This is a genomic window from Actinoplanes sp. 13 (genome assembly GCF_056134165.1).
In genome coordinates, this window is the sequence record NZ_JBVYOQ010000012.1 from 100,121 (window position 1) to 111,696 (window position 11,576).

An 11,576-nucleotide genomic window follows, 5' to 3' on the forward strand; every position below is an offset into this window, starting at 1 on the left:
GGTATCGTCGCAATCGTGGCCGCCGTTCGAGCTGACGGCCGGCCGGCCTGGTGCGCGGATGTTCGTTCATCGCGGTGGCGCGTCCAGCAGCGTGGGTGTGCCGTGCAGGATGCCGCGCATGTTTGTCAGTGCTGCGCCTACCTTCACGCCGTATTTGGTGATCTCGAACTCGCGCATGGTCTTCTCGAAGTTGCTCATCCGCTTCTTCAGCACACCGAGAACTTTGCGTAATTCGCCATGGATCTCGATGTACCGCAGGTAAATGATGTTGTCCGCGAGATAACTGATGGCGTTGTCGGTGGCACGGAACTCGCCGGTGATGTTGGTGGTTTCGTTGATGAGGATCGTCGTGACGCCCATGTTGCGCAGGTACTTGGCCACCGCGTGCAGATAGATCTCCGGCTCTTCCTCGCGCATGCACATCGCAAATCCGGAAGTGCTGTCGATCATGACGATGCGGGTATCGGCGTGCTCGACCTCCTCGCGCACCATCCGGCCGAACTGGTCGGCGGTGTAGCGCAACGGCTCGATCTGCACCATGGACAGATTGCCGGTCGCCACCATGTTGGCGATCGGAATATTGACCCCCTGCGCTCGGTACGCGAGCACCTCGGCGTTCTCTTCGAACGTGTAGACCACCGAGCGCTCGCCGCGTCCGGCCGCCTCTTTCATGAACTGCAGACCCAAGGTGGTCTTTCCGACTCCGCTGGGCCCGGACATGATGGTCACGGTGCCGCGTTCGATACCGCCGCCCATCAGCTCGTCAATCTCCGGAACGCCGGAAGAGAGGGTTTCGGCGACGAACGGCTTACCGTGGTCCTGAGGCATCAACCGTGGATACACGTGCATTCCGTCAGCCTCGACGCTCACGCTGTGAGTGCCGGCAGTGAACGCCGAGCCACGCAACTTCGACACCATGACGGTGCGTAATCCACTGTTGTTACCCATGTGGATGACGCCGTCGGCCATGAATTGCAGGTCCGCATCCTGGTCGGCGTGCTGGCTCTCCGAGGCGAACAGAACAGTCGCACCCTGCGAGACGAGAAACCGCAACAGCGAGATCGCCTGCCGGCGGAAGTGAACTTCGTCCAGCGACAAGTAGCGCAGCTGGGTCATCGCGTCGAGGAACACCCGGGTGGGCCGTTCCTTCTTGACGGCTTCGATGATCGCTTGGGTCGTCGGTTCGAGTTCGACCTCGGCGGGATGGAAGATGTCGTACGACTGGCCCTCGGTGAACAACGTTGCCGACGGGGTAAGGTCGAGGAAGGTGACGCCGCCCACGTCGAGGCCGATCGCCGCCGCGTTGGCCCGCACTTCTTCCTCGGGTTCCCCTTGGTTGATGAACAACGTCGGTTCATCGGCCGCAACACCCTGCGTGAGAAAGTGCAAGCCCACTGTCGTCTTGCCGCTGCCCGGTCCACCGCGCACCAGGTATGACCGTTGTGCGAGCAATCCGCCGTGGAGGATCTCGTCCAGTCCCTCGATGCCGGTAAGCAACCGGTCCGCCACGAGCCACTCCCCACACCAGGCGCCGATGCCCTCACCATGGCATAGGGCCGGAGCCCTCTGCGGCGGTTTGCCGTGGTCCGGTCGAAATCCACCCAAAGTTTGGATCCCGCCCGTCCTGCCCCACTGCCTATGCGACGTCGTCGGGGCGGGGAGCCGTACGGCCTTCACCGTCGAGTTGGCGCAGTTGGGTCCACCCGAGGATGCCGGTGACGTTGTCCAGTTGCCGTCCCACGGTGAGGCCGCGGTCATCGATGTGAATCTCGTACAGGCCCGCCGCGTGTCGGCTGTTACGCATCTTGGTGATGTTGACAGCTCGGCCGATCTGAGTGTTGAACTCGACGTAGCGCAACAGGACCACGTTGTGGAACAGGAACATCAGTCCGTCCCACGGCTGACCGGCTGCACCGATGGCGGTGGACTCGCTGGTTACCAGCAGCGAGGCGCCGGCCGCTCGGATCCCTGCCATCAGGGCGCGTTTGTAGGCGGGGAAGCGTTCGGCCTCGCCGGCGGCGTAGACGAGGTCCTTCAGGCTGTCGATCACGACTCGGCGGATCTCGCCGTTGCGCAGTGCGGCGACCACTCGTACGGCGAGAGCGTCCAGGTCGAGTTCCTCGATGGGAACGTACTGGAACTGGAGTTGGCCGGCGGCATAGGCGGAGTCGAGATCCTGGCCGAATTCCCGGGCCCGTTGCAGGATCTCGTCGGGTGTTTCCTGGAACGTGATGTAGAGGCACTGCTCGGCGCGTCGGATGCCGTCGATGATGAAGCCGAGCGCCATGGTGGACTTGCCGATCCCGGACGGGCCGACCACGACGGTGGCGTCACCGGCGGCCACGCCGCCGCCCATGATCTCGTCAAGGCCGGCGGTGCCGATCGGGATCCGGCCGGTCGGTGCAGGTGGTCGGGTGGTCAGTTGGCGGGTTTCGATACGGGGGAACACCTGCACCCCGTCGGCGTCGATGCGGAAGGTGTGTCTGCCGTCCAGGATGTCGCGGCCGCGCATCTTCACGACCCGCAGCCAGTGCCGGTCGGCCGGCACGCGGGATTCGTAGGCGAGATGGATGATGCCGTCGGCCAGCGCGAACTCGGCTCCGCTGTCGTTGATCTCGTCGATGGTGTATTCGCCGACCATCAGCAGAACGGTGTCGGTGTGACCGATGCGGCTGGTCAGGTCGTACAGCGCCATGCGGATCTCGGTGTCTTCCACGAAGTCACGGAGCATGCGGATGCTGTCGATCACCATCACGGCGGGCTGTTCGTCGAGGGCGGCGCGGACCACTTCCGACACGAAGGGGCCGAGGCCGTCGGTCTGCGCTTGCCGCAGCAGGTCCCCCAGGTGTACGTACTCGACACGCGAACCGAGAGCCGCCGGGTCGAAGAATCCGAACGGCTGAAGATGTTGCACCATTTTGGAGTGCGGCTCGGACATCGTGGTGTAGTAGATGGCCTTGTGTTCCGTGGTGGCATTGGCGAAGCAGAGCTGCTGAGCGGTGATTGTCTTCCCGGCACCGGCCGCGCCCGCGATCACCACCATCGAACCCAGCGGGAGGCCACCGCGGAGAATCTCGTCCAGGCCGGGGACACCGGTCGGTAGTTCGTTCATCAGGACTTCGCCTCCTCCGAGGTCAGCAGGCCCGCCAGGGAGGCCAGCAGATCCCGCCTCTGGAAAGGTTTGGGCACGATCACGTCAGCCTCGACGGCCAGGTGCGGATCACCGCTCACGGCCAGGATCGGGATCGTGGCCGTGAGCGGCTCGGCGCGCAACCGCTTGATCAGCTCAGCCCCGCCCATCACCGGCATCATCATGTCCGTCACCACCAGGTCCGGCGGGGCTGCAGCGACCATGTCCAACGCGGCAGCACCATGCCCCGCCTCGCTCACCTGATGGCCGGCTCCTTCGAAGATCCGGCGCAGGAGGAAGCGCAGATCGGGCTCATCGTCAACCACCAGGATGTGGACCACCCGTCACCGCTTCCTCCGTAGCCAGCTCACTGTCAGCATATGGTTACAAAAGATCCATAATGTCCGAGACGGCTGGAGTTGCCGTGCCGGTTCCTTGCCAGGCGGCGTGCGCCGGCGCGGCGTCACAACAAGCCCCCTCGAATCCGTCGATGGCGATAGTCCGTCAGATGAGGGCATGCCGTATCAACCGATGACGTCGCCTGAAGGCTCGATCGCCGGCGTGCTCCGGGCCGCCCGCCGGTCCTATGCGGAAGCGGTGCGACAGGGCCGGCCGGATCTGGCGGCCGCGGCCGGGCGGGAGTTCGCGCAGGTCCTCACCGAGATGAACGCGCTACCGGCGGCGCTGGCGATGACTGCGGCCGACAGCACCGAATCGTGCCGGGCGGCGCTGTCGGCGCCCGGCCGGCCGGAGGCATGGGTGCCGGCAGCCCTGGCCGCCCTGCGGTTGCACCGCATCGCGGAGGGTCTGGCCGATCCGGACTGCACCGAGCTGGCCCGCCGGCGGCTGGCCGACTGCCGGCGTGCCGCCGCGGCGCTGCCCGCGACCCTCCGCGAGGTGACCGGGATCGCCGATGCCATCCGGGACGTGGAGGACGCGTACGCCCGGAGCGGCCCGCTGCACCACCGCCACCGAGCAGCCCGGGAGGACGACAGGGGGCGGCCTGCTGAGGGGCGCCGGATCCGGGAGGAGGCGCGGTCGTCGGCGCCGCGGGGAACCTATCTGGAGACGGCGCTGACCATCGAGCTGGACCTGATGGCGGAGGCCGGACGGCAGCTCGACCGGCTTGCCCTGGACGACGTCGAAGTTCTGGCATACCTCAATCAGCTGGCCGGGCGTCCGGCCCAGGCCCGGCGGATCCTGCGCCGGCGGCCGGCACGCCTCGACGCCGACTGGGTCGCGTTGTCCCGCCGGGCCGCCATCGCCCTCGACCTGGCGGAGCACGCCGAGGCCGAAGCCCTGGCCGGTCAGGCGATCGAGGTGTTCAAGGCGCTGTCGGCCGAGGCGGCGCACGACTATTACCGGACGCTGGCGACCGACCACGTGGCGGTGGCCGAGATGTACCACGTGGCGGTCCGGGCCCGGCTGGCCCGCGACGATGTCGGCGGGGCGTTCGCGCTGGCCGACTACAACCGGGCCGGCATGATCCGCGATTCGGCCGGTGACCTCCCCGGCCGGCGGGCCGCCTCGGCGCGGCTCGCTGCCGTCCACGAGCGGTTGCAGAAGGCCGCCCTGACCGGGATTGCTCAGCGCCATGCGGACGTGGTCGCCGAGGTCATGGCGGCTGAGGACGCGGTGGACCGGGCAGCTCCGCAGCGGTCCACCCGGCCGGATCCCGCACCCGGAGTTGCGGAGATCCAGAGAGCCCTGCCTGCGGACGCCGCTCTGGTGCTCATCCAGTCGTTCGACCAAGATCTGATCATCTGGGTGGTACGCCCTGGCGAGCTCGTGGTGAAGTCGCAGACCTACCCGCGCCGGGATCTGATCCGTGCCGTCCGCGAGCTGCACGCCGCCTGCGCGGACTTCGCCACCGACGGCGCCGTCGCCGGGGCACTGGCCGCCCGCCTCGCCACCCGCCTGATCGACCCGGTCGCCACCGCCCTGGCCGAGGTGAACCGCCTCTACCTCGTCCCGCCGGCCCACCTGATGCTGCTGCCGTTCGCGGTCCTGCCGCTGAACGGTGTCCCGCTCGGCGTGGACCGGGCCCTGTCCGTGCTCCCGGCCGCGGCCCTGCTCACCCGCGCCGGCAGCGTCCCGGATCTGGGTGACCCGGACCGGCCGACGGTGCTGGTCGGCGACCCGGCATATGCCGGGCTGCCCCGCCTGCCCGGCACCGGCGCCGAGGTCCGGGCGATCGCCGCGCGCCGCCGGGCGGCCGTGATCCTGACCGGCGAGCACGCCACGGCGCGCGACTTCGCCCGGTACTCCCGCGGCCGGTCCGTCGTGCATCTGGCCACGCACGGCCTCGTCGACGAACGTCACCCGCACCTGAGCGAGCTGGCCCTCGCCGGCCACGACCGGATCACCCTGCCCGACCTGGCCGGCCTCGGACCCGGCATCGACCTGCTCGTGTTGTCGGCCTGCCACACCGGCCGCGGCCGTGCGACCGCCGGCGGCGACGTGTTCGGGCTGGCCCGGGCCGCGATCTCGGCGGGGGTACGGCAACTGGTCGTCTCCCTCTGGCCGGTGGACGACCCTGAGCGCCTACTCACTGATGACCGCGATGTACGACCACCTGGCCGACGGATCCGATGTCGCCGAGGCGCTCGCCCGGGCTTCCCGCCAGGTTCGCGGGGCAGATCACGACACCGGAGCCGGCAGCCGGACCCGGGACCTCAGCCCGGCCGGGACGACCGGCGCCAACCGGATCGCGCACTGGGCGCCGTTCGTTCACATCGGGGTCTGAGCGGTTTTCCCCTCCGGGGCGGGTGGCCGGAGCACCGGTGTCATCACGATCGACAGGACCAGCAGCACCCCGACCGCCATCAGCCCTTTCAGCACCGTCACATGGTCACCGAGGAAGCCGATCAGCGGCGGTCCGCCGAGGAAGGCGCAGTACCCGATCGACGCGACCACCGAGACCCGGGCCGGGGCCTTCGACGGCTCATCGGCCGCCGCGCTCATCCCGACCGGGAAGCCCAGCGACGCGCCCAGCCCCCACAGCAGCGCCCCGCCGAACGCCACCGCCGGGATCGACCCGAAGACGAACAACACCAGGCCGACCAGCGCGGTCACCGCCATCACGCGCAGCACCACGATCCGGCCGTAACGGTCCAGCAGCGCCGGCCCGAACCAGCGGCCGATAGTCATGGCGGCGAGGAAGACCGCGAACGCCAGGGTGGCGATCGACGCCGACACCCCGTAGTCGTCGATCATCGCCACGCTGATCCAGTCGATGCCGGCGCCCTCGGTGAAGGCGAAGGCCAGCACGAACACACCGATCAGCAGAGTTCGCGGCTCCCGCCACATCGCGAAGGCGCCACCGCCGGCCCCGGATTCCGGCGAGGAGCCGGAGTCCGGAGCGTAGTGGCGCACCGAGGCCAGCACCGCGACCGTCACCAGTGCGCAGGCGACGATCACGTGCGCGGTGACCGAGATGCCCAGGGCCACCGCTCCCGCGCCGGCCAAGGCTCCGGCCACGGTCCCGACGCTGTAACCGGCGTGGAACCGCGGCATGATCGACCGGCCCAGACCGCGTTCGACGATCGCGCCCTGCACGTTCATCGCGACGTCCCAGGCGCCGGTGGAGAAGCCGTACAGGTAGAGGCCCACGATCACCGGGACCACGCCGAACTGGTATCCGATCGCCACCGCGGACAGCGACGCGCCGAGCAGCACGGCCATCACCGCGACCGTCCGCCGCGAGCCGAACTTCCCGACGATGCCGCCGGCGAGCGGCAGCGCGGTGATCGAGCCGACGGCGATGGCGAGAAGCACCAGCCCGAGACGGGACGGTGTCAGGCCGAGCGCATCCCGGATCTGAGGGATCCGGGCAGCGAAGCTGGCCATGGCCACGCCGAGGAAGATGAAGGAGATGTAGACGGCTCGGGTGGATGCCCGCAGGTCCGTTGCCACGCCTGTGCTCAAGAGTCGCCCCGTGAATGGTGAGGAAGGTTCACCGGTGACGCTATACAACAGCGCGGGCCAGCCATAGCGGTTGGGCGGCCGGCCGGCTGACGCGCGGTCGGCCGCTGAAGATAGGGAGCCCGGACAGGGGCCGGTCGGATCAGCTGCTCGGAACTGCCGTCGACCGCAGCTGAGCGGAAAGATCCGGCCCGGGAGATGACGGGGTCACGCCCGCACCTGCCAGGGAGCCCACTGCACCGGCTCGGCGAAGCCACTGCGTCGTGCCTCCCGAGCCCCGGCCGCGGAAAGCGGCCCTTCCTGTCCGGTCTTCACCCCGATGCCGATCAGCCTGGCCTCGAACCAGGACCCGCTCATGCCACGACGGACGCGTTCCCAGAGCCCGCCCTCGATCAACGCGGCGGTGTGGCGGTGCAACTGCTCCACCAGCTCTCCCGGGTCCGCACCGCAGTCGTCGCACGGACAGGCCGGCAGCGTCTCACTCCACCAGCGCCCGATGTGCAGGATCAGCCCCGGGTCGGTGAAGTGAATCGCCAGCGGCGCAGCCGTCGGCATGCGGGGAATCAGCCGGACTGTCCGCACGAGCGCTTCGTCGGGCCCGAGCGGTTCCTTGCTCTCCCGCCGTTCCACCAGGTAGCGGCCGGTGAGCTCGTCCAACAGGTCGTCGGCCGCCTCGTGCAGAACAGCGAAGCGGTCGAGGTCGGTGGCGCGTGCGTAGCCGTCCACCCCTGCAGTATGCCGCGCTCGGCCCGCGGCACCCTGCTGCTCCGGCAGAAGCGGAGTCATTCGAAACTGAAGTCGCCGGCCTTGACTCCTGCGACGAACGCGTCCCACTCGGCCGTGGTGAACCGCAACGGCATGCCGTTCGGTTCTTTGGAGTCACGGATGAGGAAGTCATCTCCCATCCGGGCCACCTCGACGCAGGAGCCCGCGGAACAATGACCGCTGCGACGCCAATGCGGCTCTTCCGTCCGTTTGATCATGTGTGTGCACCTCCGTGACGGTTCGAGTCCCACCGTAAGCGAACGGGGCGGAGGCGCAGGATGAATGAAAACGAAAGGACGCCGCTTATCACCTCAAATGTGAGGTATGCGGCGCCCGTTGGGGAGGATAAACGCTTTTTGCGTCAATTATTTGACGGCCCGCCCTGTGTCGGATGTCAGCACAAGGCGGGCGGCCGAAATCTCAGAAGCGGAACTCGCCCGCGTTGACACCCGCGACGAACGCGTCCCACTCGGCCTTCGTGAAGCTCAGGGGGGCGGCCTCGGGATTCTTGGAGTCGCGGATGAGGTATTGATCGTCGATCTTGGCGACCTCGACGCAGGTCGACGTTCCGCAGCGGCTGCTCTTACGCCAAGCGGGCACGTTCATCTCTCCCATTGGTGGACCTTCCACGGTTTAGTTGCCGGAAACGGCGAAGACCGCCCGGCGCTGTACTTGTCATTCGTCCTGAGGCGGCAGACTCTTCTGGCCGTTCTCGAGAACCTCTATCTGCCGCCCGATGAATTCGATCGTGTCGGCCTCATCCGCGACCTCTTCCCAGACCTTGTCGAAACGAGCGCGGTGTTTCGCGATCGTGTCCCGGTCCTCGATCAGTTCGTCGCTCAGACCGGTCTCCCGGTAGAGCACCTCGCCCTCGCTCAGAACGAGGAGGTCGAAGCTTGCGTTGTTGGTCACCGAGGCGTCGAGCGAGAACGGCACCATCCGGATCCGCAGCGCACCCGCCTCGACCTGTTCCCGCAGGTACCGCAGCTGCTGAGCGAACACCCTCGGGCCGCCGACGGTGCGCCGCAGCACGGACTCGTCGAGCATGAGCAGCAGCTGCACCTCGGTGCCACCCCGGGCGAGCAGGGCCTCGCGACGCTTCGTCCGGGCCTGGATGCGCCACTGCCGCTGGTCCTCGCTGAGTTCGTCCTCGTAACGGGTCATCAGCGCGGTCGCATAGTCGGCGGTCTGCAACCAGCCCGGGATGTAGTAGATCGAATACGACCGGATCTCGGCAGCCTCGGCCTCGTACTCGATCAGTTTACGCAGCGCGTCGGTCAGATTTTCGCGGAACGGCGGTCCTTGGTACCACGCCTGGCGCTGCCTTGTGCGCGCAACCCGGGTATCCGCGATGAGCGAGGTGACGGCGGCCTTGTCCTTCACCCCGAGGAAGCCCAGAAGTGGCCTCAAGTCGTTCGGGGACACGGTGACGTCACCGTTCTCGATCCTGATCACCTTGCTCAGGGACCAGTCCATCGCGTCGGCGACCTGGTGCTGGGTGAGGTTCGCTCGCTCCCGCGCTTCACGGAGCGCGAGACGCACGCGCCGGCGCGCAATCGTAGGCGAGTCGCCCTCAGCCATGAGTCCTTCATCGTCGAAGAAATGGAGCTACTGACAGTAGTGGATCTCCCGCTATCTGCTACCTCGCTGACTGCCAAGTGGCAGGCAGCGAGGTTGCGGACATCCTATTACTGTGCATCAGAACGACGGGGTCAAGGAGCGGTTTTGATCAAATAGCAATCTCACCCGAGAGGGCTTCACGAATGGCCTGGTCACGCTGCTGCCAGGCCATAACCCCAAGAGGTGCGCCGAGTGTCCTCCATGGCTCTGCGCAGGGCCCGGCTCACCTGATTGAAGACCCGTGAGTCAGCCGAGGAGTAGAGCACCACGGCGCGGTCCCGGTACTGCGCGTGGAGTTCCCAGTGGCGCGGCTGGCGCCAACTGGCCGCTACGGCCGGTATGGACAGGGCGAGGAAGCCGACGACGTACAGCATGGGGTCCGCCAGCATGGTCCAGCCGGCCGTCGCCGCGACCACGACGCCCGCGGCGAGAGCCGGAGCGAAGGGCCGCACACGTGCCGGCGCCTGAACGAGGCCGACATTGCGCAGATGGTGAACGTTGAAGACCAGCCTCGCGGGGCTGGTCCGCCAGATGAACTGGTCATCCGTCACTGTGGCGTCGGGTCCGTCATAGTAGGTGCGTGTGCGCATGGCGAACTCCTTCTCGCTTTTCCTTGCGAGGGGGAGAAGAGCGGGCCACCATTGGCGCGAGAGAACATCCCCGCCTCGCTTGTCGCAATGAACGCCTCGCTCGTCGCAATCAGCTTTGCCGCAAACAGGATTGTCGCAACCAGCGTTGTCGCGGCCAGCCTTACCGCAACGAGTGCGGCGTCGTAACGACGGTAGTGCTCGGAATAGCCCGGGCCGGAGGCGGACAACGGCACCCGTTTGCCGCCGGGTGCCGTTGTTTGTCTCTCCCTCCGACTCCGCCCTTTCTTGCTCTACTGGTAGTGAACCACGCCACCCCGCTGCCCGCCACCATTCAATCTGCCATGTTGCAGACTGCGTACAAGCTGCCTCGATGATGTGTGTCGTCCCCCTCGGGCGGGCAACGAGCGGTTTCGGTCCCCCGGGGATCGGGTAGGCCCCATACGGATGCCGCGACGAACCTATATTTTCGCAGGTGGGAAGGGCGTTGACCGGATGGAGAGCCGATTGATTGTCGCGGGACAGGCGGTGCAGCCAATACTGGTGATGTTCCCGTTGGGCCTCTTCGCGATGGCCGGTATGTTCGATATGGCGGACTTGCTGGGGGGCCCTAGCATGCTCGGGCAGCTGGCCTACTGGAACGTCGTTGCCGGCCTGGTCGCCGGGCTGCTGGCAGCGGTCGCCGGCGCGATCGACGTGGTCTTCGTGCGCCATCCCGGAGCGCGCCGCCTCGGCGTGCTGCGCACTCTTCTCAATATGGGCGTGCTGGTCATTTTCATGGTCATTCTGATGCTCCGGATGCAGGCACCGGACCGGGTCGTCGGTGGCGGGCTCTTCGTCGTCGAACTGCTCGCGCTCGCGATCGCCGGATATGGCGCCTGGTTCAGCGGACAGATCGCCACCGGACAGACTCCGGCGTTTGCTCGCGCCGTTGCCGGGAACCGCAACTGAGGACGCCCCCGGTATCGGAAGGAGCAACACGATGACCGCATCGATCAAGGGGAAACGAGTGGCTTTCCTGGCGACCGATGGCGTGGAGGAAGTCGAGTACACCGAGCCGCGCAAGGCCGTGGAGTCGGCCGGCGGCACGGCGGAGCTCATCTCGATCAAGAACGGCGAGATTCAGGCCGTCAACCACATGGACAAGGCCGGCACGTACCCGGTGGAGCGGCAGGTCACTGAGGCCGACGCCACCGACTACGACGCGCTGGTGCTGCCCGGCGGGGTCGCCAACCCCGACTTCCTGCGGGCGGACCCGGACGCGGTGCGCTTCGTCCGCGAGTTCGTCTCCACGGGCAAGCCGGTGGCCGCGATCTGCCACGGCCCGTGGACCCTCGTCGAGGCGGGCGTGGTCGACGGGCGGACGCTGACCAGCTGGCCGAGCCTGCGCACCGACCTCGTGAACGCCGGCGCCACCTGGGTCGACGAGGAGGTCTACGTGGACGGCGAACTGATCACCAGTCGCAACCCGGACGACCTGCCCGCCTTCTGTGCGGCGCTCGTCGACAAGGTCGGGGCCAAGCAGCCGGGCTAGGAACGCCGACGCTTCA

At 67.5% G+C, this 11,576-nt stretch carries 12 protein-coding genes and 1 pseudogene; 4 read left to right on the top strand and 9 right to left on the bottom strand.

Features of this window, described 5'->3' with window-relative positions; all coding sequences use genetic code 11:
- Positions 1-66: 66 nt before the first annotated feature.
- The 3 genes from AC0NH5_RS23330 to AC0NH5_RS23340 form a co-directional block, all read right to left on the bottom strand.
- Positions 67-1,509 (bottom strand): ATPase domain-containing protein, encoded by a 1,443-nt coding sequence (locus AC0NH5_RS23330; RefSeq protein ID WP_474407345.1) that lies wholly within the window; start codon positions 1,507-1,509, stop codon positions 67-69.
- A 127-nt stretch (positions 1,510-1,636) separates the two neighbouring features.
- Entirely contained in the window at positions 1,637-3,112 is a 1,476-nt protein-coding gene (locus AC0NH5_RS23335) for a DUF7125 family protein (protein WP_474407348.1), read from the bottom strand.
- Positions 3,112-3,471, bottom strand: a complete 360-nt coding sequence (locus AC0NH5_RS23340; RefSeq protein WP_474407350.1) for a response regulator — start codon at positions 3,469-3,471, stop codon at positions 3,112-3,114. The genes AC0NH5_RS23335 and AC0NH5_RS23340 overlap by 1 nt, the downstream gene beginning before the upstream one ends.
- Positions 3,472-4,747: 1,276 nt before the next feature.
- Between AC0NH5_RS23340 and AC0NH5_RS23345 the strand changes: the two are divergent.
- A pseudogene (locus AC0NH5_RS23345) lies at positions 4,748-5,605 on the top strand (CHAT domain-containing protein); the annotation flags it as partial.
- 79 nt (positions 5,606-5,684) lie between these two features.
- Positions 5,685-5,876, top strand: coding sequence for a CHAT domain-containing protein (locus AC0NH5_RS23350; RefSeq protein ID WP_474407352.1), 192 nt, complete (start codon positions 5,685-5,687; stop codon positions 5,874-5,876).
- On the opposite strand, the gene AC0NH5_RS23355 is transcribed toward AC0NH5_RS23350, so the two are convergent.
- From AC0NH5_RS23355 to AC0NH5_RS23380, 6 genes are all read right to left on the bottom strand, one after another.
- Positions 5,861-7,045 carry an MFS transporter gene (locus tag AC0NH5_RS23355; protein WP_474407355.1) on the bottom strand — a complete coding sequence of 395 codons (1,185 nt, stop codon included), beginning with the start codon at positions 7,043-7,045 and terminating at the stop codon, positions 5,861-5,863. The two genes, AC0NH5_RS23350 and AC0NH5_RS23355, sit on opposite strands and share 16 nt — an antisense overlap.
- 216 nt (positions 7,046-7,261) lie before the next feature.
- A complete protein-coding gene (locus AC0NH5_RS23360) occupies positions 7,262-7,780 on the bottom strand; it encodes a DUF6226 family protein (protein ID WP_474407357.1) in 519 nt (172 codons plus the stop codon).
- A 56-nt stretch (positions 7,781-7,836) separates the two neighbouring features.
- Positions 7,837-8,037, bottom strand: a complete 201-nt coding sequence (locus AC0NH5_RS23365) for a DUF397 domain-containing protein (protein WP_474407359.1) — start codon at positions 8,035-8,037, stop codon at positions 7,837-7,839.
- Positions 8,038-8,239: 202 nt separating this feature from the next.
- On the bottom strand, positions 8,240-8,434 hold the full coding sequence (locus AC0NH5_RS23370) for a DUF397 domain-containing protein (protein WP_474407361.1): 195 nt from the start codon (positions 8,432-8,434) through the stop codon (positions 8,240-8,242).
- 60 nt (positions 8,435-8,494) lie between these two features.
- Positions 8,495-9,361, bottom strand: coding sequence for a helix-turn-helix domain-containing protein (locus AC0NH5_RS23375; RefSeq protein WP_474407364.1), 867 nt, complete (start codon positions 9,359-9,361; stop codon positions 8,495-8,497).
- Positions 9,362-9,591: 230 nt separating this feature from the next.
- Positions 9,592-10,029 (bottom strand): DUF6232 family protein, encoded by a 438-nt coding sequence (locus AC0NH5_RS23380; RefSeq protein WP_474407366.1) that lies wholly within the window; start codon positions 10,027-10,029, stop codon positions 9,592-9,594.
- Between the two features lie 492 nt (positions 10,030-10,521).
- Between AC0NH5_RS23380 and AC0NH5_RS23385 the strand changes: the two genes are divergently transcribed.
- Together AC0NH5_RS23385 and AC0NH5_RS23390 are read left to right on the top strand one after the other, a co-directional pair.
- Entirely contained in the window at positions 10,522-10,977 is a 456-nt protein-coding gene (locus tag AC0NH5_RS23385) for a DUF2231 domain-containing protein (protein WP_474407369.1), read from the top strand.
- 31 nt (positions 10,978-11,008) lie between these two features.
- Complete coding sequence (locus tag AC0NH5_RS23390; RefSeq protein WP_474407371.1) at positions 11,009-11,560, top strand: type 1 glutamine amidotransferase domain-containing protein; 552 nt, start codon at positions 11,009-11,011, stop codon at positions 11,558-11,560.
- The last annotated feature ends 16 nt before the right edge of the window (positions 11,561-11,576 follow it).